We start from the raw sequence: 24,026 nt of genomic DNA on the forward strand, positions 1-24,026 counted from the left end.
TTAGAATTTTTAGGCCGCCGATGCACGCTGCCATTCGAGCTGCTGATTCAACGCACCTTGCTCAATCAATCCCGATAACACTTTCAACCGAATCAGCGGCGAGCCGCGGAAATCGATGTCTTGAAAACGCATCGCCGCTAGGCCATCTTTCAATTCATGGATGGCAGCCGCCAGATCCACCTGCGGTTGATAGCGCGGTGCTAATTTCCGATATAAACCGAAGTTGACTTGATACGAGCGTTTGTCGGGCGCCGCATTTTTATTGAGCGAAACTCGTGTGCCCGGGATGGCCTTCGCTACTGCTTCAGCAAGCTGGGATACTTGATAATTCCATTCGTCGCTGCCGGCATTGACGGCAAGGAAAGCACCGCCGTTAGTGGCATCGCGGCTGATCGCCCAATCAATCGCCCGCGCCATATCACTCACATGAATCAACGGCCGCCACGGCGTACCGTCGCTCAATATATTGACTTCTTTACCGGCAAAGGCCCCGGCCACAAAGTCGTTCAATACTAAATCGAGCCGTAACCGATGGCTCATGCCGCACGCGGTCGCAAACCGCAGCGACGTAACGATAAAGCTGCTATCGGCCAATTCGCGAATGCCTTGCTCGGTTCCGGCCTTGGAACGCGCATAGGCAGTCAGTGGGTTCAACGCATCGCCTTCACTGCGCGGCCCACCGGCAGCGGCGCCGTACATACTGCAACTTGATGCAAAAACAAATCGGCGCACACCCGCCTGCTTGGCCAAGGTTGCGAGTCGAACACTTCCCGTCTGATTGATCGCGGATGTGACTTCCTCGAAGGTATTACCCATCGGATCGTTCGAGATTGCCGCCAAATGCACCACGGCATAGACGTCGGCAAACAATTCGAGGGGCAGTTTGCGAACATCGCCAAAATACTGGGCATCGAGTCCATGTTCCGGCAAGCAAACCGCACCCGTCAGACAATGCGCGAAGTAGCCCATATCGAAGCCGATCAGTCGCGCTCCTGGATAAGACCCGCGCAGCCGATCGATCAGACATGGGCCGACATAACCCATATTTCCCGTTATTAGTATTTTCATGACACCTTCTCTCTGGTTTGGGTCAGCAACCTCCGTCCGTAGACTTGCTCGACCTGCGTATTCGGTATCCGTTCTTTCCCTGCGGTATGAACGATAGACTGCAGCGCCACACGATTGAGCTTCTGCACAATCGTATCGGCCACGTAGCGGGCAAATGGCAGACCGCAGGTAAACGCCGGTGACACGGCGTTCAAGACATGCAACGAGCGATCGTCGCCTTCGACGACAAAATCCATTTCCAAGCGGCGCTCGCGAATATTCAGCAACTGTGCACGGATACCGGGACGCGCCCAGCGTCGGAAATTTTTCGGCTGCAGATCCGGCACCAGTTCGGCGGCTAGCGCCGCCATGCGCCGGCGTGAATACTTACCGAGCTCCTCGACCGCCAACCGCGTGAAATCGAAATTCGACGACACCAATAATCCCAACTGCCGTTTTACAATGTCGGCGAGCTCGCTAAAGCTGAAATTTGCGGCGCCACGATACTGCTCGCGCCAAAACGCCGGAATCGCGGTCGGGCCGATTTTGACGTGACCGTCGACGGTCAACGTGAAGTGCACACCGAGAAACGGGTTACGCAGATCCGGCACTGGATAAATATGCGTCCGCAGAGCACCGACTGGCTCATCGGAATAGAGGTACAGCCCCTTGAACGGGAGAATTCGATACGCCTGCGAAAAACCGAAATCGAGCGCCACGCGATCGGCATATAGACCGGCAGCGTTGACGATGTAACCGGCACCGTACGTGCCCTGACTCGTAACAATGCGCTCGTTACGCCGCCCGAGATAGCGCACACCGCATTCAACACGCACACCTTCAGCGCGCGCGTCTTGCTCCATTTGTCGTACCACCGCTGTTGGATCGACCGACGACGTCGTCGGCGAATACAGCGCGCGCTCGATCGTACGCGCACGCGGTTCGATCTTTTGCGCCTGCGCCGCCGTCACTGGTTCCACCTCGACGCCATTGCGCTGGCCGCGACGTAGTAGCTCGTCCAGCGCCGGCAACTCCTGCTCAGTGCGCGCTACGACTAGCTTGCCGCATTTATTAATTGGTAAGCCGCGTTGCTCGCAATACGCCGTTAGCTCACGATTACCATCACGCGTAAACTTTGCCTTCAGACTGTCGGCTGCGTAATAAAAACCCGCATGCAGCACGCCGCTGTTGCGGCCGCTGGCGTGCAGCGCACATGCCGATTCTTTCTCGAGTAACGTGACGCTGCAGTCGCCGAAACGCCGCTTCAATTCACGCGCGACGCTGATACCGATCACCCCGCCGCCGATGACGATGAAGTCGGTTACCATACCGGAATTACCAGTTCTTCCAGGGCGGATTGCCGCTCTGCCACTGGCTTTCCAGCACCTTTTTATCGCGTAGCGAATCCATCGGTTGCCAGTAGCCGTGATGGCGATACGCCGCCAACTGTCCATCCTGCGCTAATCTTTCCATCGGCTCGCGCTCCCAGACAGTAGCGTCGTTTTCGATATAGTCGATAGCACGCGGCTCAAGCACGAAGAAGCCACTATTGACCCAGGCGCCGTCGCCTTCCGGCTTTTCCTTGAACGTCTCGATCCGATGTTGTCCCTGATGCAGGTTGAATGCACCGAACCGCCCCGGCGGTTGCGCCGCCGTTAACGTCGCCAAAGCGCCGTGCTCTTTATGAAAACTAACGAGCGCGCGAACATCGACGTCGCTGACGCCGTCGCCGTAAGTCATGCAAAACGTCTCGTTGTCCAGATACTCGCGCACCCGTCGCAACCGTCCGCCGGTCATCGTGCTCTCGCCAGTGTCCACCAGCGTCACGCGCCACGGTTCGGCATGATTTTGATGCACTCGCATCTCGTTGCGCTGTAAGTCGAACGTAACGTTGGCGTTATAGAGGTAATAGTTCGCGAAGTACTCTTTGATGACGTTGCCTTTGTAACCCAGGCAAATGACGAAATCGTTGATACCGTGCGCCGAATAAATCTTGAGGATGTGCCAAAGAATCGGCCAACCGCCGATCTCTACCATGGGTTTGGGTTTCACGCCGCTTTCTTCGCTGATACGTGTCCCATAACCTCCCGCTAAAATTACCGCTTTCATAGTCTTAAATTAATTAATGAACAGTCCACATGCCTTAATCGCGCGCCGCCCATTAGGCGGCGCCCCTACCACTATTAATCTTTGAACTCGCGAAACTCTTTGAATTCTTTCTTCGCCGCGTTCAACTCCAATATCACACCGCTATCTTGAGTCGCTTTATCTTCGCGCACCGGAAAGATGCCGCCCTTGGCCTTTTCGCGCACGACATCGCATACCGTATCGACGTCGATCGAGCGCTTCTGCTCGGCAAAGCCGTACACCAATGCCGTATCGCACAATACGTTGATCAGTCGCGGAGTGCCGCCGGTGTAGTAATAAATGGCAGCGCAGGCCTTGGTGTCGAACAGGTTCGGATTACCGCCAACCAGCTTTAGTCGATGACGGATGTAGTTCCACGTCTCTTCGAGATTGAGCGATTTCAGGTTGTAATCGACGGCGATACGCTGCGCGAACTGGTGCAGCTCCGGGCGGCGCAACGTCCGACGCAAGTCGGGTTGCCCGACCAAGATCAGCTGCAATACTTGGTTCTTGTCGGCGTTGATGTTCGACAACATGCGCAGCTCTTCGAGCGCTTCCGTACTTAAGTTCTGCGCTTCATCGATGATCAATACCGTGCGCCGGTCCTGGTTATATTCGCGAACAATGTAATCGGCGAGCGTGTGATACAGCTCGACCTTCCTCTTATCGCGATATTCCAAACCGAAAGCGAGCAATACCCATTGCAGTAGCTCGCCAAAATGCCGATGCGTATTGGACACTAACCCGACGGCGATATCTTCACCGGCCTCTTCCAATACCTGCCGTATCAGCGTCGTCTTACCCGAACCAATTTCACCAGTAATTACCGTGAAACCAGCTTGGTTCAGAATGCCGTACTGCAGCATGGTCAAGGCCATGCGGTGCTTCTCACTCAAATACAAGAACGCTGGGTCGGGCAGTAGCGAAAACGGTTTTTCTTTAAAGCCGTAGAATGATTCGTACATGACACTTCTACCATCCTTCTATCGTTCGCTTAACTCGCGGATCGGTTAAGCACCGTACCAATCAGATTGTGATTGGCAGTGTGCAGCAGCTCGGCCGCACGCGCCACGTCATCTCGCAACGTCTTGCCTTCTTCGATCACCAAGAGCGCCGCATCGAGATATGGCGCAAATGCCAGCACATCATCGGTTGTCAGCACCGGCGGCAAATCGAACACCACCAAGCGCGATGGGTAACGCCGTTTTACTTCTTGCACTAACCGCAACATCATCGGCGAGGACAGCATTTCCGACGAGTTTTCGAGCGGTGCACCGCCGGGCAAAATCACCAGCCGCCGAATTTCCGGATGCACCAGAATCTCCTCGACCGGCGTGCCTTTCTGCAGATAATCACGTAGTCCGACGTTCGCCTCGAAGCCGAGATACGCATGGACACTGGGACGCCGTAAATCAGCATCGACCAGCAACACCGTCTGATTCGCTTCCAATGCCAAGCTAATGCTGAGATTGATAGCCGTCAGCGTCTTGCCTTCTCCCGGGCCTGGACTGGTAACTGCCAACGTACGCCAGCCATGCTGACGCATACGCTGCGCAACCTGCGTACGTAACACTTTGTACGACTGCGCAAATTCATCGGCGCCACTGCTGGCAATGATGCGATTTTGTCGTAACCAACCGGGATACAGGCTGACATTGCGAGTTTGGGTGTAACTAATCTCAGCCGGCACCAACGCGCGCTTGTGTAGCGTCAAGCCGACGCTGTGCCGCTCCTCGCGGACTTTTTGTATTGCTTTTGTAATCGGGTCCATAACCATTTACGCCCAACTGTTAATGCGTTGATGTTGGAATCATTGCTGCTAATCGTCCACTGTACTTGCGTCGCTTAGCTATCGCATCCGGGTAATTGCTGACTCCGTACAACGACATGTTGCCGCTTAGCAACGCTTCTCTGTCATGTTCGTCGTGGTGACGAATCGATGCCGTTGGGGATATAGGGGATCACCGCCAACGGCGGTGCCTTTAGCAGTCCAACGACATTGCGTACACCGCGAATGGTCCGATCCATATATTCGGCAATGCTCGCGTAACCGACGCCGAACCCGATTCCCAGTACTAATCCGAGCAATAAAAATGCGCGCCGGTTCGGGCTATGCGGCGCCGTTGGCATTTCAGGCGGCTCCAATATCGAATAACGTTCGCCGCGCTGGCCTTTTTCCAGCTCGAGCGCCAACTCTGCACCCATCAAGCTCTGTTTGATCTCACGATATTTCTTGGTAGCGCTCTCGTAGTCGCGCTGCAATACCAAGCCTTCCTGCTCGACCCGCGGCGTCTGCTCGACGCGGGCCTCGTAATCGCCAATTTTTTCGCGGGCGCGCACTTGCTGTTCGCGCATCGCCTTGATGCTCATATCGATGGAATCGATCTGTGTTTGCATCGTCACGTAAGCCGGGTTGTCCGGCTTCATGCCAAATCCACCAGTTTGGACGCGGCCTTTCTTCTTTACCTGTGTTTCTAGCGCGGCCACGGACTTTTTGAGCTTAACGACGTCCGGATGATCGTCAGCGTATTTTTCGCGCGCAACCGCCAGCTCGGCCTTGGCCTTTTTATATTCATCTTGAGCAGCAGCGCCGGTATCACTTATACCCATTTGCTTCTGCATAGCTTCGTATTCCCGGCGCGCACGAATGACGTCGGGATGATCTGGTGAATAGCTGGATGCCGCCGCTAAGTAGGTTGCCTGCAACTCGCGCAGCCGCCCGCCTGGACTAGTGCCGGTATTCGGCTCGACCAGGGCAAGTTGCGATTGCAGCTGTAACCGGCGTTCTTCCTGGTTCTGAATTTGATGATCGGCCTCTTCCAACTCACGCTGATTTCGTTCCAGCATCTGCATATTGAGGTTCATCTGCTCTGGCAAACGACCGCGGTTTTTCTCCTTGTACTCGGCAAGTTTGGCTTCCAGCTCATCGATGTGCTGCCGCAACCGCTTCTCTTCTTCACCAAGGAATGCAGAGGTGTGCGATGCCTTATCGGTTCGCACCTTACGATTTTCTTCGATAAATAATGTAGCCAGCTCCGCTGCGACCTTTTGCGCTGTTTCCGGGCTCGATGCATCGTAAGACACGTTCAACGCGACCGTCGCCATACCAGACGCACCGCTCTTCGGATCGGTAACGTTAGCGCTAACGGCCTCGATCTCGACGTTGTTGCGCATCTCATCGCCCATCGCATGACGCTTAGGACCTTCGCGTTCGCCCGCATACAGCCCAAGCTTATCGGCGATCTTCGCCATGTTTTCCGGCGTTAGCACCCGCGTTTCAATCACGTTGATACGTTGATTGACGTAACCGCTAACGGTCGACGGTACCAGATCAACCGGTACCTCTTGTTCAATCAACAATTTTGCAGTCGCCTGGTACGTGGTCGGAATGACGACAGCAAGTAAAACCGCCAGCCCAAACACCGTGCCGGCAACACGGAACATTTGTTTACGGCGACGACGCAAAACAACAAGGTAATCGTTAAGATGGGTAACGGGTTCCATAAATACGCTCGACTATAGGCTGTAGCTCAAACCCAAAAATATCGAATGGCTATCGGCAGAATCGGAATCGACGGCATATTTTTGCCAACGGACACGATAGCTACCGATAACCGATAAATTTTCTAGCCATTGCCAGCGCAACTGCGGAGAAATTTCGTAGTAGCGCCGATCCACCGTTGGATCTGTACCTTCGATGACTTGGTTCTTCAGGAGTTGCGCGTCGAGGACAAATTCAACGGTTTCCGAGGTCTTTTGCGTCCAATAAACGCGCACTTGGTCGGCGCGCACAACGCGACCGACGCCGCTCGGTGCGATATCGCGACTAATGACGCCTTCCAGCGACGAAATATCGGAATGCTGCTTTAGTCCGATGCTCAGTACTGTTCCGGTCGATGTATCGTCGGTTGTCGAATTGGTCGTGCGACTGGCACCGGCCGAGACCGAACCACTTAAATTTTCAGAGAAATTGCGGGTTGCACCGAGCAACAATCGATTCGTCTTCGATTCCGCATCGTTATCGGATTCATAACGCGAAGTGTTGACGGTTACGTTGAGCTCATCACGCTGCGATACTTTCCAGCCGTACGTTACACCGAACAATTGCTCGGTGTAATCGATCAAATCGGTATTCTCGGCGCTACTAAAATCGGCGCCGGTCCAGCGATAGTTAAAATTAACCGAGCTGCGCTCGCTAGCGAGCCAGTTCCAAGTTGGATTGAATACTCGATAATTTCGCTTTACTCGCGTATCGGTCGACAAACCCACGTCGACATCGTGCACGTCACCGGTACCAGCTGGTTTTGTAATGGTGGCGAACAACGATTCCCGTCGATACTCGCCATCGAATCCGAGCGTGCCACGTTCGGACGCCTGGTATTCGGAGTCAACTAGTAGACCTTGCTCGCTCTTATCGTCGACATCATCGCGGTTGTACTTAGTAAAACTGGCGCTACCGTTGACTTTCGCTTTCGATCGCTCCGTCTTGCGCTCGAGATCCAGGCGCCCGGCGAACACGTAACCGGTCGTCGACTCGCTGTCGCCGATGGCCAACCCGATGTTGTCATCGCGAATAGCGCCAACGTCGATACGTGGTTTTGCTGACCAATCCGCTGCTAATAACGGCGACGGCGCCACGCTCAATACCACTAACGAGCTGAGGCCGCTGGCTAACCTAGACGCTCGTCTCCATTTATTATCGTCCACCAAGAATCTCCCCACTTACTACGGCACAATAATGACGTCGCCTGACCGCAGCGTAACGTTTTGTTCGAGGCTATGGCCGCGTTTGACCTCGCTGTAATCGAACGGAATGATCGATTCCTTGCCAGCCTGCTTACGCACGATCTTTATGTCGGCTTCTTTCGCGAACGGAGTCAAACCACCCGCTAACGTCAACGCTTGTAATACATCGACATATCGACCGATTACGTATTCACCCGGCTTTCCGACCTTGCCGATCACAAATACCTTTAGACCCTTAATCTGCTTAACGGTCACGGTCACAACGGGGTCGGGCATGTACTTGCGCAAACGCGTTTTGATGTCATTTTCAAGCTGTGGTGAGGTCTTACCAGCGGCTTCAACATTGCCGATCAGCGGAAATGTCAACCATCCGTCCGGTTTTACCAGCACTTCGCGCTGCAAATCTTTTTCGTGCCATACGGAAATTTCGAGCAAATCTTCCGGGCCGATCTCGTACCCACCGGAAGTTTCAACCGTAGTAGCGGCGGACGTCTTTGCCGGCGTCTTAGAATTTTGCGCCTGCGCTTCCATCGGTACCGCGCAACCAACTAGCGACGCTGCCATTACTACAGCAAGCGCCACGCCTAGAAGTCGGCGAATGAAGTATGTAGGCATAGTCATCATTATCTCAATGTCATCGTTGTAAATTTGGCATCCGTGTTGCGATTGGCCAACGAAGTATCAACGAAGTCGAACATCGATGTCATCTGCAGACAGTGTGGTTATGAAACCACTACATATGTCAGGAAAATTTCCGCACGGGAGAAGCTACAATGCTTCCCGCATCGCCTTGCGCGATGAAAAAAATTTACCACGATCGCAAAACACAAAAGGCATTCGTCATGGGTATCGATAAGCTGATCCGAGTGGGACAGGGGAAGCTGGCGGCCTTTTCACAATTAATGGACGCCCTGTTCATCGCTTCAGCACTTTGGGTGGTCGTCTGGTCATACGGCTTGGAATGGCGCAACGATTACGGTACGGCGATCCTTTGGGCGGTCGGTCTCTTTATCTTCTTCGGCCACTTCTCCGACCTGTATCACTCCTCGCGCGGACTAACGCTGCAACGCGAATTCGGCCGCTTAATCGTCGGCTGGACCGCGGTGGTAATGACGCTGTTGTTGCTTGCTTATTCGCTGAAGACGTCACATGAGTTTTCACGTCGAGCATTCCTAACATGGTTTGCAATCACGCCGCTGATCCTGATTATTTGGCGTGGTTGGATGCGCATTATTCTCGGTGAGCTACGCCAGCGCGGTTTTAATTCACGTAACGTTGCTATCATCGGTGCACGCGATCTCGGCGCCTATCTCGCACGCACATTGCTCGATAGCCCGTGGATGGGCATGCGACCGGTCGGCTTCTATGACGACCGCCGCCCAGCCGGCACGCGACCGCTGGTGCGTGAGCCGCTCGAAGTCGTCGGCAATCTCGATGCGCTCGTTCGACACGCGCGCGACGGCAAAGTCGATAGTGTGTATATCACGCTGCCGATGAGCGCCGAAAAGCGCATTAAAACGTTACTGGCCAGGCTGTCCGATACAACCGTCTCCGTTCATCTAATACCGGACTTTTTCATTTTTGACCTGCTGCATTCGAGCTGGGGAACGCTTGGCGATATACCGACCGTTAGCATTTCCGACACTCCGTTCTACGGCGTCGACGGATTGACCAAGCGCGTGGAAGATATCCTGCTCGCCAGCATTATTCTCGTCCTGGTCACGGTCCCGCTCGTCGCGATTGCGATCGGCGTCAAGCTATCGTCGCCCGGTCCTATTTTTTTCAAGCAACATCGTTACGGTCTGCGCGGCAACCGGATTGAGGTCTGGAAGTTTCGTTCCATGACGGTGTGCGAAAACAACGAAGACAATATCGTACAAGCTAAGAAGAACGACGCCCGCGTTACGCCCTTTGGCGCGTTCTTACGGCGTACGTCGCTCGACGAGTTGCCGCAATTGATCAACGTGTTGCAAGGCACGATGTCGCTGGTCGGACCGCGTCCGCACGCGGTCATGCACAATGAGCAGTATCGCAAGCTGATCGATCGCTATATGTTGCGTCACAAAGTGAAGCCGGGCATCACCGGCTGGGCGCAGGTGAACGGCTGGCGTGGTGAGACCGATTCGCTAGACAAAATGCAGAAGCGTGTGGAGTATGATCTCGCGTACATTCATAACTGGTCGTTGTGGTTGGATGTGAAGATTCTCTTCTTAACGGCGTTTCGGGCGTTCAATGATCCGAATGCGTATTAGTTGTGAATATGAATCGCCCTCTTACGAGGGCGATGTGGGTCGAGGTAATAAAATGTAATCAGCGGGGTGCTCCGCCCCGCCGCCCAGGGTGACTTTTCTTTGCTGGTGGTCGCTCCTGCGCATCCTGCGCTCGCGACATTCGTACGTCCCTGTACAGCACCCGAAAAGGAACCAAAAGAAAGCACCCCCCGGGGTGGCGCAACGACTTCCTGTGCTTCTCACTTTTGGCGACTAACTATGTCTGGCACAGCCCCTCCCTGGGCTGAGCCAGATGCGCGCCTCCTGCGCGCTCGAGACCAAAAGCTCCGATGCTCGGAATGCGCCACACGGGGATTAACAGCAACTACCCATTCAACTCACCCCCCACCCTAACCCTCACCCGCTAGGGCGGGGGGGGAATGGATCGGTGGCAGCGGGTGGAATGCAACTAACGGCCTAGTCGTTTTTGCGTTTGCTTTTCATCCCCTCCCCTGCGCAGCGGGGGAGGGTTAGGGTGGGGCGGTTGTAGTTGCAGTTGCGGTTGTGGTTGCGGTTAATCCCCCGGTGGCGCATGCCCGAACCTCGCAGGGTTTTGGCATAGGCCCGATGGGGAACCGTCAGGGATGGCGTGTGCGAGAGCGCTGGCCTAAACCCGAGAAGCGTAGTGGCATGTTGGCGCCACTGGGGGGTACTTTCTTTTGGATACTTTTCGGATGCTGTACAGGGATGTACGAATGTCGTGAGCGCAGGATGCGCAGGAGCGACCACAAGCAAAAAAAAATATCCCTGGGTGCGGGACGGAGCATCCCGCAATTACATTTATTACTTCGACCCGCATCGCCCCAACGGGGCGATTCAAACCAAACCCCTTCACTGCAAGGGCAAGAAAATAGATCTTTGGATCACGCGCCGCCATTTCCACTTTTTGCATCGGTCCGTGTATCATTCCGCCCTCTTATATCTGATCTCGGAGCTCGACGATGACCTACGTGGTCACCGAAAACTGTATTAAGTGCAAATACACCGATTGCGTCGAAGTCTGCCCCGTCGATTGCTTTCACGAAGGGCCGAATTTTCTGGTAATCGATCCGGATGAGTGCATCGATTGCACGTTGTGTGTGCCCGAATGCCCGGCTAACGCGATCTTTGCCGAAGACGACGTACCCGAAGACCAGAAGCAGTTCATTAAATTGAACGCCGAACTGGCCAAGAACTGGCCGGTCATCACCGAGCAAAAAGATCCGCCGGCGGATGCTGCTGAGTGGGATACCAAGCCGGACAAGCTCAAGCACCTTGAACGCTGAGCCGACGCTCGCTTTATCCAGCGTCCAAGTCCCGCGCCGCCGCGCGCGGGCGTTCGGCGGTGCGGATGCACGCTAAGTGCATCCGCCCAGTCTTTACCTCACCCCTTACGGATCCGATCCGCTAGAAACCCTCGCCGTCTTGATGCTCGACCAGCATCGGGCGGAGCTTCCTGATTTAAGCCGACATGTGGCGCTGTTTCCGAGCGCCCATTCGATCGCCCGCTTCCGGCGTTTGCTGCTCGCTGCCGCACAGCGCTACGGCTATGACGGCCTGCTCGCGCCGTGGTGCGGCACGGTCGACACCTGGCTCACACAACAGACGACCGGCGATTACACCCGCATCGACGACACCGAGCGCGAGTTATTACTGCTCGAAGCACTCGAGCCTTATACCGATCTGCGTGCCCGCTTCGGTACCTGGCCGTTAGTCGACGCGTTATTAGCATTGTTCGATGAATTGAACGCCCATCGCCGTCTGCCGCCGATGAATGCGGAAGAGTTGATAACGCTGCTCGCTTCCGGTTATGGAATCGGCGACGAACACCCGGCGCCTTTGCGTGCCGAGGCAGAACTGGTCCATACCCTCTGGAACGCTTGGAACGAACATCTGCTGGCAAACCGTTGGCTAGATCGCGGCCTACAACGACTTGCTGCTTTTGCCAACCCGCCGGGGGAAGCGCCGCATCATATATATATGGTAGGGGTGGCCGAGCTCGCCGAAACCGAGGCGCAGTGGTTGCGGGCGCTGCTCAAGCAACGGCGGTTGACGTTGGTGCTCCATGGCGCCTGTCGGAGCGACGACTATCAACCGGATATTGCCCTCCTTCGCTGCCTAACTCGCCTTGAATTGTCATTGCCGGCGGCATCGTCTGAAAGCAGCGACTATTGCCGATTTCTCGACCAAATTTATTTGAATCAAACCGACTTAGCCGCCCGCGCGCAAAACTTTGCCGCGGAACATCCCCAAAGTCCGGCACTGGGTCGGCTCGGCTACTTCGAGGCCGGCGACTTCGAGCAAGAGGCGCGCGCCGTCGAATTGGCGATTCGCCGCTGGCACGCGCAGGGAATCAGCGACGTCGGTTTCGTTACGCACGATCGTAAGCTCGCGCGACGCGTGCGCGCATTGCTCGAGCGCGCCAATTTGGCATTACGCGATACCGCTGGCTGGGCGCTCTCGACCACCAGCGTCGCCACCGCGCTCATACGCTGGATCCAATGTATCGATCAGGATTTCGCCTATGGCCCGTTACTGGATCTGCTCAAATCACCGTTCGTTACCCTTGGCTTCGAACGTCCGGCGCTCGATCAGCTGATCGCCTGCCTTGAGCGCGACATCATTCGCACGCATAACGTCAACGCCGGCCTTGGTCGTTATCGTCAACTGGCGCAAAAAAAGCCTACCGACACGACACCCGCTCTACTGCAATTATTCGACCGCCTTGCCGACGCCGCCGCGCCGCTTGCCTTCGCCCGTCGCCATCAGGCGTACTCGCCGTTCAAATACCTCACGGCGTTACGCACCAGCATCGAAACACTCGGCTTGAAACAGAAACTCGAGCTCGACGACGCCGGCACCCAAGTGCTGGCCGTGCTCCAACAAAATCCGCGCGCCGGCGTCGGCCAAGGTCCGCGACTGACGTGGGCCGAGTTTCAACGCTGGTTACAACGCGAGCTCGAGCGTCGGCGGTTTCGGCCGCCGCTACCGGACGATGGCGTCGAACTGCTCGGCGTCGGCGAAAGCCGTTGCCGGCAATTTCAAGCGCTGGTGATTGCCGGTTGCAATCGCCAGCACCTACCCGGCACACCGCCGCTGTCGCCGTTCTTTAACGACGGCGTACGACGGCAACTGGGTTTACCGACGCGACCGGATCAACAACACGCACCGTTATATGATTTCCGTCGATTGCTGGAAGCAGCGCCACGCGTGCTTTTGACGCGGCGTCGAGAAGAACGCGGCGAAGCATTGATGCCGAGTCCATGGGTTGAGCGGCTGCTCGCGTTTCAGCGCTTGGCTTACGGTGTATCGCTGGACGATGACGAGCTCGCCGCCTTGCTCGCTGCGCCCACGACCCGCTTATATGTCCGCGATGCGCCGCTAGCCGCACCGGCCGAGGCACCGGCACCGTCGCTTGCGCGTACACGCCTGCCGGCCGTCATTACCGCCAGCGCGCATCAGCGCCTACTCGATTGTCCGTATCAATTTTTCGCGGCCGACGTCCTTGGCCTACGTTCGCTCGAGGCGGTCAGCGAAGACATCGAAAAATCCGAGTACGGTATGCGCGTGCACCGCATGTTACAGGCGTTTCATACCGGCGCGCCGGGCTTACCGGGCCCATGGCGCGGCCCGATCGACGCTGGTAATTGCACACAGGCCGGTACGCTGCTGCGCGACATCGCGCGCGTGGTGCTGGCTTATGACACCGACCGCCGATTGAGCGCACGCGGCTGGCAACACCGGTGGGATACTTTTATTCCGGTATATCTGGCGTGGCAGGAAGAGCGCGACCGCCATTGGCGTGTCGAAGCCAGCGAACAATTACTCGAGCGGCCGCTCACAATAGGCGATCGAACGATTACGTTGCGCGGACGTGCCGATCGCTTGGACCGCGGGCCGCAGGGCCTGGCAATTCTCGATTACAAAACCGGTTCGCTGCCCGACGCCGATGCGGTTGCCAGCGGCGAGCACACGCAGCTGCCGTTCTATGCACTGTTATCTGCTCAAGTGGTAACGGAAATAAGTTATGTAGGTCTCGGATCCGACGAGATAAACACCAAGCTCAGTCTTGAAGGTGAAAGCATTGCCGCGCTCGCCGCCCAGTGCGAATCGCGCTTGCGGGAATTGCTAACGGCATTGCAGCAAGGGGCACCGCTGCCGGCGTGGGGCGATAGTCGCGTCTGCGAGTATTGTCGGTTCGAGGGCCTGTGTCGAAAGGAGATGTGGAATGTCGATGGGAAATAAAATGACCGGCAAAGAAGAAGGCGGCCTTCCAGCCGCCTTTGCGATCACTGACCCTTGAGCCGACATCCCTGCCTGGGGCCTAACGTCCCTGCCGCACCCAGCCTTGGCTGCCAAATCACTTCCGTGTTGGCTTCCCTTGCCATAGAAAAACTATATGGCGCGCCGGTGGAAAAGCAAGACAGACTTCCCAAACTTGCCATTATGGCGAGCGAATCGCCAAACTTTTAAGTTTGCTTACAGGCAGTTAGCCGAATAATCGATTCTTCAGATGATGCAAGAAAAATCGCCGCCGGACAGCCGATCGGCTACCGACCCCAATCAAAATGCCGTGATTCACGCCGCCGCCGGCACCGGCAAAACCTGGCTGCTGGTCGGCCGCATGGTCCGGTTATTGCTGAACGGCGCCCGCCCCGGCTCGATCCTGGCGATCACTTTTACCCGTAAAGCGGCCGCCGAAATACAGTTACGCCTACGCCAACAGCTGTTGGCCATGTGCGAAGCAAACGACGCCGACCTTGCCCGACGGCTACAGGCACTGGGCGCCAGCAGTGCACCCGCCGATCTAGCACGTGCTCGTCGACTCTACGAAGAGCTGCTGATCGCACCGCACGAGTTGCGCGCCACTACATTCCACGCATTCTGCCAGGAACTCCTGAGCCGCTTTCCGTTGGAGGCCGGCGTTGCCCCCGGCTTCGAGCTAATCGAGCAAACCGCCGACATCGAAACCGCGGCGTGGCGCGCGCTAGAGGCAGACGTCGCTGAGCGCGGCGGTGTCCTTGACCGCGCCATCGACGAATTGCTGGAAGAGTGCAACGGGCTCAACAACACGCGCCGGGCGTTGACCGATTTTCTGGTGCATCGTAGCGACTGGTGGGCTTTTACCGAAGACCAAAGTGATCCGGTTGCCTTCGCCACCCGCACATTGCAGCAAGAATTGGGAATAGACCCGGAACGCGATCCTATCCAACAGCTCGCTGCCGATCGACGATTTCGCGAGCAAGTTGCCGCATACCTTCGCGGCTTCAATGGCCAGCCCGCCGGCCGGCATCAAGCGAACTTGGACTGCCTGCAGCAGGCGCTTGCGCCGGATCTCGAACCGCTAACGTTCTATCAGCTGCTTCGCCGCGCCTTTTTGAAGGTCGACGGCGAACCGCGGATATTCGCACCGACCAAGGCACTAACCCAAACGCTGGGCGCGGCCACGATCCAGATACTGCTCGAACAACATGGACAGATTCTCGATCAGATTCAGGCAACCGCCGACCAGCAATGTCGGCACAAAACGTTGAGCCGCAGCATCGCCTGGTATCGACTCGGCGAGCGTCTGTTGCAGCACTATCAACAACTCAAGCACGAGCAGGATTTACTCGATTTCGCCGATCTCGAATGGCTAACCTATCGCATGATCAGCCGCAGCCGCCACGCCGAGTGGGTGCAGTACAAGCTCGATCAGCGCATCGATCACTTGCTGGTCGATGAATTTCAAGACACCAATCCGACACAATGGCGCCTGCTGTTGCCGTTACTGCAGGAGATGGCCGCCGGCTCGAGCGAGCGCCAACGCAGCATTTTTCTGGTTGGCGACGAGAAACAATCGATTTATCGCTTCCGCCGCGCCGACCCGGAGCTCTTGGGGGTGGCCCGCGACTGGTTGCGCGAGCACACGTCGGCGCAGGTTTTTGAGCAACACATCTCGTGGCGCTCGTCACCGGCGATTATCGAGTTCGTCAACCTAATGTTCAACGAGCCATCGGTAGATGGCTTTGTGCTCAAAGATTTCCGGTCGCACGAAACGCATCATCTCGATCAATGGGGACACGTCGAAGTGTTGCCGCTGATTGCACGCGCTGCCGAAGCGGTGGTCGACGCCGCGCCGTTTCGCAATCCCCTGCAACAACCGCGCGTGCTGGAGGAAGATCAGCGGCATCAGCACGAAGGCAAAATCATCGCTACTCGAATTCAATCGCTAATCGGCCAAACGATTCCCGATAGGGGCAAAGCACGCGCCATCGGTTACGGCGATATCATCGTGCTACTACGCGATCGCACCCATGTGCGTGCCTACGAAACGGCGCTACGTGACGCTCATATTCCGTATGTTGGTGCCGGTCGCGGAACGTTTCTCGATGGCTTGGAAGTACGCGATATCGTGCAATTGCTGACGCTACTCATTACGCCATTCGACAATCTTGCTCTCGCTACCGTGTTGCGTTCGCCGATTTTCGGCGCCAGCAATGACGATCTCATGGCGCTAGCGGAGCTCGATCCCGACCGATCTTGGTACGATCGGCTGCTTGAATCGGCCGGTAACCTAGAAGACGCCAGTGCCCCGTTAGCACGAGCAGCGCGCCTGCTGCCACAGTGGCGCCAACGAGTCGATCGCATTCCGGTGCACGACTTACTCGATCGTATCTATTACGAAACCAATCTGCCCGAGCGTTATCACCACACCGCACCGCCACATCTGCGGCAACGCACGAATGCCAATCTGGTACGGCTGCTGGAATTAGCGCTCGAACTCGACAGCGGTCGGTTTCCCAGTGTGGCGCAGTTCTTGTCGCGATTGGCGGCGCTAACCGCGGACGACAGCGAATCGTTCGGGACCAGCGATGCCGGCGACCAAGTACGTATCCTTACCATTCACGCCGCCAAGGGCCTGGAAAGCTCGATCGTATTTCTGGCCAACTGCGCCCGCAACGCCGGCTCGCGCGAACGCGGCGTACGTGCGCTCGTCGAATGGCCGATCGACGATGCACGGCCGCGGCACTTTTTGTTGACGGCCGCCAAAGACAACGCCGATCGCCTATCGTGCCAAGCACTGGAACGGCAGGCAGCAGCGGCGTTACGCGAAGAAGCGAATCTGCTCTACGTCGCCGTCACGCGCGCGCGGCACATGCTGTTCGTTTCCGGCTGCGAACCGGGCAGCCGCGGCGGTAAAACCGGAGACAGTACGCGCGGCTGGTATGGCTTTATCGAACGACGTCTGCAATCGCTGCCGAGCGATTCGACGACTTGGCAGCTGACGTCGATACGGCAACGCGACGGCGACACGATCTTCAACATCTACGGATCGCTGACGCAGGGAACAGTGCCGGCAACATCGGTCAAAGCGGCGCCGACCGCAGCGATCGTCGTGACGATCGATCCAGCCCTCACCCATCCATTCGCATTAAAAATACGTTCGTCCACGATCGTGCAGCCGAGCCACGTCGCCGAACCGACGCCGAACGACGACGATAACGGACCAGACGTAGCCGCGCTGTCCGAGGCGAAGCAACGCGGCATCGTCATTCATCGCATGCTGGAACGGCTGACCACACCGCCGTTCGATCGTGCGGCCATACGCAAAAATGTATGGGGTGAATTTTCCGAGAAATTACCGGGAGACTGGCTCGAGGCAAGTTGGCAAGAAGCATGCGCGGTGATCGACGCACCATCACATCGCGCATTCTTCGATATCGCTGAATTTCAAGAAGCGCGCAATGAAGTTTCAATTCTTTATCATGCAAATGATCGTGATATATCAGGCGTGATCGATCGATTGATTATTCGCAAACGCGATTTGGTATTGATCGATTACAAAACGCAACGCCCAGCGACTGGCGATATTGCCGCGCTGGCGGTGCAGTATGTTCCGCAGCTTAAGCTCTACGCCCATGGATTACGTCGACTCTGGCCCGGCCGAAATTTGCTAGCGGTTTTGATATTCACCGCCAGTTGTCGCTATTTCGAAGTGGACGTCGATTAGCTGGAAAGTCTGGTCAAGTCTATTTAGCGTCGGACGTCATCTCGCTGGCCGCCACTGCGACGCGATTACGGCCCGATTGCTTGGCCGAGTAGAGCGCGCCATCGGCTTGCTCGAATAGCCGAGCCGCCAGTGGTGTCGCCGCATCGTTCGTCGGCACATCGAGACAAGCGACGCCGATGCTGACAGTAACGGGGATGGACCTTTGACCACTGATCGCAAACGGATGATGCGCCACGCTGTGGCATAACCGCCGGGCAATCGCCGCGCCCTGCTCCACGGTCGTATTCGGCAACAACAACATGAATTCTTCACCGCCGTAACGGGCTAACAAGTCGACACCGCGTAGATCGCGCCCCAGCAATGCGGCCACCTGCTGCAGCACCTGGTCACCGACTTGGTGACCATACTGATCATTCACTGCTTTGAAATGATCGATGTCGGCCAACATGTAGACCAGCGGCTCGCGCCGGCGCAACCAACGTTCGATCTCTTCGTTAAGGCGGCGCTCAAAGAATCGCCGATTAGCGACCTCTGTCAGCGGATCGACGAAACTATAAACCCGCAGGCGCTCATGATGAACCGCATTGTCGATGCACATAGCCGTCACCGCCGCCAAATGCTCGAGTAAGTCGGTAGCAACGTCGGGCGTGAAATGACCGGTATCGATACTGCCCTGATTGAGCGCGCCGATCAGTTGACCGCGCAATACTAACGGTGCCAGCGCGAACGAACCCAGTGGTCGTGGATAAGTGGGGAACAACAACGCCTGCGTGTCGCGATCACTGACGTCCAAACGCGGACGCCGTGAATCGCCGAACAAACGCTGCAATGACTCTTGGGAAATGCTGATGAACGACTCGACGGCGGTAACACCATCGGTAGCGCCTTCACCGCGGCCGAGCAACCGCGCCATCTCGTACTCGGGATCGAAACACGCCAAGCTGACACAATCGACCCGCGGAAAGGTGCGCGGTAATTCGGAAACGATCACCGACACCAGCTCGCGCAACGAATGCGCGCCGATCAACGCCAACTCTATTCGATGGAACCCACCCCAAATACGTTCGTTATCGCGCAGCTGCTGTTTGAGTTGCGCCAACTCGCTCGTGAGCCGGTCGCTTGCAAAAAGTGCCGACCGGCCCGCCGCTTTCGCGGGAATATTTTTTGTCGGTGGCTTCCGATCAAGAGCCATTCTTGCTCGCGGCTGGCGCCGGAGCGAGGCCGAGCATCGCGAGTAGTTGCGGTACCGGTGCGTAACCGCCCAATTGCCTGCCATCATCGAAGAAGATCGCCGGCGTACCGCTAATACCGAGGTGCCGACCGAGCTCGTATTCTTTATCGACTGGGTTTGCGCAAGTCTTGCGTTCGATTTCACCGCCCGCTTTGGCGATACCTACCGCCTTGACGCGATCCGCTGAGCACCAAACCGATACCGCCTTATAGTACGACTCCGTATTCGGACCGGAACGCGGGAACGCTAGATAACGGACTTTGACGCCGTGCTTATTGAGTTCCGGCACATCGAGATGAAGCTTGCGGCAATAAGCGCAATCGACATCGGTAAACACCGTGATCGTGCGCTTCGGCTGCTTCGGTCCCATGACAATCATGTTTTTCTCGCCGATCGCGTCGATTAAACGGATCGCCGTCTTTTCCCGCCATGCCGCCGTTAGATTCGTGCGCGTAGCTACGTCATAAAGGTCGCCGGCCAAAAGATGCTTACCGTCGGCGCTCACATAAACGATCTGCAAACCGTCCTCGACTTCATACCAACCGGGAACGGGTGACGGCCGCATCGTATCGACCGAAAAACCGGGCATAGCTTTGGTGATTTTTTCCTTTATGGCGGCGAAATCGGCGTCGGACGGCGTTGCCGCGGCGGCCAAGGAAAACCAGGAGAACGATATAGCAAGTAACAAAAAACGAAGCATGGTGTGTTTCTCAGTAGCGGCGGCACAACGTGTGCCCCATGGGACAAATAATACTAACGGCCTCGGAACAAAACCAGGTAAGTCAATGAATTAGTCGCCACCACGAAGTTGCATCCGCCTGTCGGCTGATCGCCACAGCGTGTCTAACGTTTATCGCATCGATTCGTCGCGCCTCGTCGTCGGGATACTGGCGGTTTTCGATGCCGACCGGCTAATCGATCCGTTAAAGAACAGCGACTTGGCTGGCCAGCGGCGGGCAAGTTCATACGCTATATTTTTTGAACAGACGCCATAAAACAACTACCTTGGACCAACTACCGAATAGCATCGTCGCCACCCACGAGCGACCGATACATCGATTTGCCGCTTGGATCGGCTGGAGAAGCATCAGAGGCCGTTACCTCTATGCGGCATCAGCCTTTATCCTGCTGCTTATCGGTGCCGCTTGGGTTGCCGACGTGCGGGTACAACATACTTCTTTACGCAGTGATTCCAACACCGTCGAACGTAACACCATCCGCCGGTCGTTACGCGCCATTACCGATGATCTGCGGAAAATGGAATCGGCATTACACGAATTTCTCCTGGTCCCGGCCGCCAACGATCGTACTCGGGTGGAAACACAGCTCAACAATGCCCGCCTCGAAGTCAATCGGTTGATAACTGCCAGCTGGATCGACCAAAACGAAAATACACATGTCACATTAAAAAAGCTGATCGGCGATTTACAACAACTCAGCGAGGAAGCCGATCGACTTATGGCGACGCGCGCGTCGCTGGGCCGGACCGCCCTGCCCAATGTCGATACTGTGTTGCCGCTACTACACGACAACTTTCGACCTTTGTTAATTAAATTATGGGATGGCTTAGAAGCGCTCGAAGCAAGCGTCGAAATACGCTCCGTCGAAGACATGTCGGTGTTGGCGCAAACAGCCGATGAATTGTCGGGGGCGATTTGGCTGCTGGTAGTCGCCGGTACCATCGTCACCTGCATCGGCTACCTCTTCTTCGAAATCAACATCCGCCGGCCATTGGCTCAGGTAGCGAGCGCGCTGAAGGCCGAAGCCGATGGTGTTGCCACGGTACTGCTCACACACGGTTCGACCGAAGAAACGAACGATCTAATAACAGCGTTCGACCGCATGCGCCATCAGGTGCACTCGCGCCAAAAACGCCTCGAAACCATTCTCGACAATGCCGCCGAAGGCATCATTACCTTCGACAGCAGCGGCCTGATCGAGCGCTTCAACAAAGCCGCCGAACGACTATTCGGTTACAACGAAGATGAGATCGTCGGTAAGAATATCGAGTTGTTAATCCTGCCCGACGTCGGCGAAAAGCGGAAGGGCTACGCGCAGCACTTCATCAGGACGAAGATGCAGCAACTAATCGGTCAGGAAGGCGAAGTTACCGGCCGTCATAAGGACGGCAGTACATTCGCCATGGCACTCAAAATAAGCCGTATCGCGCTCGACGGAAATGAGCTCTACACCGGCCTAGTCGCTGACATCAGCGAGCGTAAGGCCATGGTCGAGCATCTGAAAAATATGGCCGAGCACGACGGTCTCACCGGCCTTTACAACCGCACCTATTTTCAGCAGGAGCTGGAACGAGTGGTCGAGCGTGCCCGCCGCTCACAGAGTTCGAGTAGCGCCGTGCTGTACGTCGATCTCGACAACTTCAAATATGTGAACGACACCCTCGGCCACGCCGCCGGCGATCAATTGCTGATCGAAGTCGCCGGCATCCTGCACAAACGCTCGCGCAAGAGCGATCTCATCGCCCGCTTCGGCGGCGATGAATTTACCGTGTTGCTGTATGACACCACGCCGGAGCTGGCGTTGTCGGCCGCCGAATCGTTCCGCAAGAAGCTAGCGAACTATAACTTTCGGCATGAGGGCGAACAGGTCGATATCGGTTGCTCGATCGGTGTCGCCGCCATCGGCCCCGACACCACTTCCGCCGAAGAAGCGTTGTCACACGCCGATGTCGCTTGTCATCTGGCGAAACGTAATGGCCGCAATCAAGTACACGCATTCGTGCCGTCGGATGCCGACAGCGTCGCCGCCATGTCGCTCGACATGGGTTGGTCGCGTCGCATCAAAGAAGCCATCGAGCACAACCATTTCACGCTCGCGTGCCAGCCGATCGTAAACGTAGCCACCGGCGATACCGATGCCTACGAAGTGTTAATCCGGCTACTCGACGAAGCGGGTAATCTCATCATGCCGTCCGGCTTCCTGCCGTCGGCCGACCGCTTTGGGCTGTCGACTGAAATCGACAAGTGGGTCATTAAAAACGCGATTGAAACGCTCAGGGATCAGCGAGCACAACTGCCCGGTCTGCGCTACTCCATCAACTTATCGGGGCAAACGCTAAGTAATCCAACGGTGTGCGATTTGATCCAGCAAATTCTCTGGGAGACGGAGCTCGATCCCAGTGCGTTGACATTCGAGGTAACCGAAACCGTTGCTATTACCGACATGTCGACAGCGCAGACTTTCCTATCGCGCCTGCGTGAGATGGGTTGCCGTACCGCGCTCGATGACTTCGGGTCGGGCATGTCGTCGTTCGCTTACTTGCGTGATTTGCCGGTCGACTACGTGAAAATCGATGGTCGATTTGTACGTAATTTGGCATCGAATACGGTCGATCAAGCGATCTTCAGAGCGATCAACGACGTGGTTCATGCTTTCGGCAAACAGACCGTGGCCGAGTTCGTTGAAAACGAACGCATCTATGAAATCGTCAAAGAGTACGGTGTCGACTACGCGCAAGGTTATTATTTGGGCCGGCCGGACGTGACCGTGCCATGCCGAGCGATCGCCGAACGTCTCGGGCAAACGCCGATCTGTCACATCCGTTAACAAAGAAAACCCGCGGCCGAACGGCCGCGGGCGAAATCAACTCCGAGGGGTTTCTTTAGCGAGCGCAGCGGAAGCCGAGCCAGCTGAAACCGGTACCGTTGTAAGAAATGTCATTGAACAATTGCACAACACCTGCGGTACCAACCGTGGCTAGCTTCTGACCGATATAGCCGGCCGCGGCCGGACGGCTGTCGTCCGTCGGATTGTCGCTGGCCTTCTTCTTGATCGAGCCCGACAGCAAGTTGTCGATCCATTCGGCGTGGCCGTCGGTGATATCGGTCAAGTTGCCGGTGGCACGCGCGGTGATCCATTCACCCGCCGTCAGCAAGCGCTTACCGGCGTTAGCGCAGGCAATCGCTGCTTGGCCGTACGTGAGCGTATTGTTCACGGCCGATCCCGGCGTGGCGCGGCTCTGCGCCACCACATCGGCGCAACCCGTGCCTTCGATGGTGCACGTCCCTGGAATCGCCGTCACTGCAGTCGCACCATCACCCGGCGCGCTCCAAAGACTGGCGGGATGCTTGTCGACGCAGATCGAACCGACACGCACCATCTCATCGCTGGCGTTGTTACCGGTACACGCAGCACCGATACCACCTTCGAGGGCGGTAATACGCGTGTTGTTATCGTTGATTGCTGTCTTCAGATGATTGAGTTTGGTATTAACATCCGACGAGCTGATCGTCGAACCGGCAGAGTAGTTGTAGTCATCGCTAACGTTAGCGGCAAAAACGATCACCGCACTCGACGCGATACCAAGAACAATGCCACTCGTCCAACCCAAAGAAAACCGTTTATTCGTCGCTTTCATTGCAACTGCTCCTTCCTCGTTGTCATTGAAATGTTATTAGTCAACTTACGTCGGGTTAGCTGCCCCACTTGCAGTTATCCCACTTCGAGCTATCCCAGACGCAGGCATCGGCCGACCCACCACCACCACCGCCGCCGCCGTCATCACCTCCACCACCGCCGCCCCCACCGCAAGCTGTCAACAACGCGAGCAGCGGCATCAGCAACAGACCGCTGATCCACTTTCGCTTAAGGTTGATGATTCGCCACATGAACC

At 56.4% G+C, this 24,026-nt stretch carries 17 protein-coding genes; 5 read left to right on the forward strand and 12 right to left on the reverse strand.

All coding sequences use genetic code 11. From position 1 onward, the window contains the following. Positions 1 to 9: 9 nt before the first annotated feature. From HY308_15305 to HY308_15340, 8 genes are all read right to left on the reverse strand, one after another. Positions 10 to 1,068 carry an SDR family oxidoreductase gene (locus HY308_15305; protein MBI3899644.1) on the reverse strand — a complete coding sequence of 353 codons (1,059 nt, stop codon included), beginning with the start codon at positions 1,066 to 1,068 and terminating at the stop codon, positions 10 to 12. Further along, positions 1,065 to 2,375 carry an L-2-hydroxyglutarate oxidase gene (gene lhgO / locus HY308_15310; GenBank protein MBI3899645.1) on the reverse strand — a complete coding sequence of 437 codons (1,311 nt, stop codon included), beginning with the start codon at positions 2,373 to 2,375 and terminating at the stop codon, positions 1,065 to 1,067. The genes HY308_15305 and lhgO overlap by 4 nt, the downstream gene beginning before the upstream one ends. Positions 2,376 to 2,382: 7 nt before the next feature. After that, positions 2,383 to 3,156 (reverse strand): glucose-1-phosphate cytidylyltransferase, encoded by a 774-nt coding sequence (gene rfbF, locus HY308_15315; GenBank protein ID MBI3899646.1) that lies wholly within the window; start codon positions 3,154 to 3,156, stop codon positions 2,383 to 2,385. A gap of 74 nt (positions 3,157 to 3,230) precedes the next feature. Then, positions 3,231 to 4,139, reverse strand: coding sequence for an AAA family ATPase (locus tag HY308_15320; protein ID MBI3899647.1), 909 nt, complete (start codon positions 4,137 to 4,139; stop codon positions 3,231 to 3,233). A gap of 29 nt (positions 4,140 to 4,168) precedes the next feature. Next, positions 4,169 to 4,945, reverse strand: coding sequence for a CpsD/CapB family tyrosine-protein kinase (locus HY308_15325; protein MBI3899648.1), 777 nt, complete (start codon positions 4,943 to 4,945; stop codon positions 4,169 to 4,171). A 143-nt stretch (positions 4,946 to 5,088) separates the two neighbouring features. Continuing rightward, positions 5,089 to 6,678 (reverse strand): hypothetical protein, encoded by a 1,590-nt coding sequence (locus tag HY308_15330; GenBank protein MBI3899649.1) that lies wholly within the window; start codon positions 6,676 to 6,678, stop codon positions 5,089 to 5,091. Between the two features lie 12 nt (positions 6,679 to 6,690). Beyond that, positions 6,691 to 7,881 (reverse strand): hypothetical protein, encoded by a 1,191-nt coding sequence (locus HY308_15335; protein ID MBI3899650.1) that lies wholly within the window; start codon positions 7,879 to 7,881, stop codon positions 6,691 to 6,693. A gap of 18 nt (positions 7,882 to 7,899) precedes the next feature. Beyond that, entirely contained in the window at positions 7,900 to 8,451 is a 552-nt protein-coding gene (locus HY308_15340) for a polysaccharide biosynthesis/export family protein (protein ID MBI3899651.1), read from the reverse strand. A gap of 371 nt (positions 8,452 to 8,822) precedes the next feature. Here HY308_15340 and HY308_15345 point away from each other — a divergent pair, with 371 nt between their 5' ends. From HY308_15345 to HY308_15360, 4 genes are all read left to right on the forward strand, one after another. After that, positions 8,823 to 10,172: an undecaprenyl-phosphate glucose phosphotransferase gene (locus HY308_15345; GenBank protein ID MBI3899652.1), complete on the forward strand. Its 1,350-nt coding sequence runs from the start codon at positions 8,823 to 8,825 to the stop codon at positions 10,170 to 10,172. A gap of 959 nt (positions 10,173 to 11,131) precedes the next feature. Continuing rightward, the gene (locus HY308_15350) at positions 11,132 to 11,455 is read left to right on the forward strand and encodes a ferredoxin family protein (GenBank protein MBI3899653.1); all 324 of its coding nucleotides are present in this window, start codon (positions 11,132 to 11,134) and stop codon (positions 11,453 to 11,455) included. Positions 11,456 to 11,531: 76 nt separating this feature from the next. Then, complete coding sequence (locus HY308_15355; protein MBI3899654.1) at positions 11,532 to 14,414, forward strand: PD-(D/E)XK nuclease family protein; 2,883 nt, start codon at positions 11,532 to 11,534, stop codon at positions 14,412 to 14,414. A gap of 268 nt (positions 14,415 to 14,682) precedes the next feature. After that, positions 14,683 to 18,162: a UvrD-helicase domain-containing protein gene (locus HY308_15360; protein MBI3899655.1), complete on the forward strand. Its 3,480-nt coding sequence runs from the start codon at positions 14,683 to 14,685 to the stop codon at positions 18,160 to 18,162. Between the two features lie 19 nt (positions 18,163 to 18,181). Here the strand turns inward: HY308_15360 and HY308_15365 are convergent, their stop codons facing one another. Beyond that, a complete protein-coding gene (locus HY308_15365; GenBank protein MBI3899656.1) occupies positions 18,182 to 19,354 on the reverse strand; it encodes a sensor domain-containing diguanylate cyclase in 1,173 nt (390 codons plus the stop codon). Then, positions 19,344 to 20,093 carry a thioredoxin fold domain-containing protein gene (locus tag HY308_15370; GenBank protein ID MBI3899657.1) on the reverse strand — a complete coding sequence of 250 codons (750 nt, stop codon included), beginning with the start codon at positions 20,091 to 20,093 and terminating at the stop codon, positions 19,344 to 19,346. The genes HY308_15365 and HY308_15370 overlap by 11 nt, the downstream gene beginning before the upstream one ends. Positions 20,094 to 20,398: 305 nt before the next feature. Between HY308_15370 and HY308_15375 the strand changes: the two genes are divergently transcribed. Further along, the gene (locus HY308_15375; protein MBI3899658.1) at positions 20,399 to 22,960 is read left to right on the forward strand and encodes an EAL domain-containing protein; all 2,562 of its coding nucleotides are present in this window, start codon (positions 20,399 to 20,401) and stop codon (positions 22,958 to 22,960) included. 55 nt (positions 22,961 to 23,015) lie between these two features. Here HY308_15375 and HY308_15380 read toward each other — a convergent pair whose 3' ends face one another. Next, positions 23,016 to 23,771, reverse strand: a complete 756-nt coding sequence (locus tag HY308_15380) for a hypothetical protein (protein MBI3899659.1) — start codon at positions 23,769 to 23,771, stop codon at positions 23,016 to 23,018. Between the two features lie 55 nt (positions 23,772 to 23,826). Beyond that, the gene (locus HY308_15385) at positions 23,827 to 24,021 is read right to left on the reverse strand and encodes a hypothetical protein (protein ID MBI3899660.1); all 195 of its coding nucleotides are present in this window, start codon (positions 24,019 to 24,021) and stop codon (positions 23,827 to 23,829) included. Positions 24,022 to 24,026 lie beyond the last annotated feature (5 nt).

It is taken from the genome of Gammaproteobacteria bacterium (assembly GCA_016199745.1).
GTDB lineage: Bacteria > Pseudomonadota > Gammaproteobacteria > Acidiferrobacterales > Sulfurifustaceae > JACQFZ01.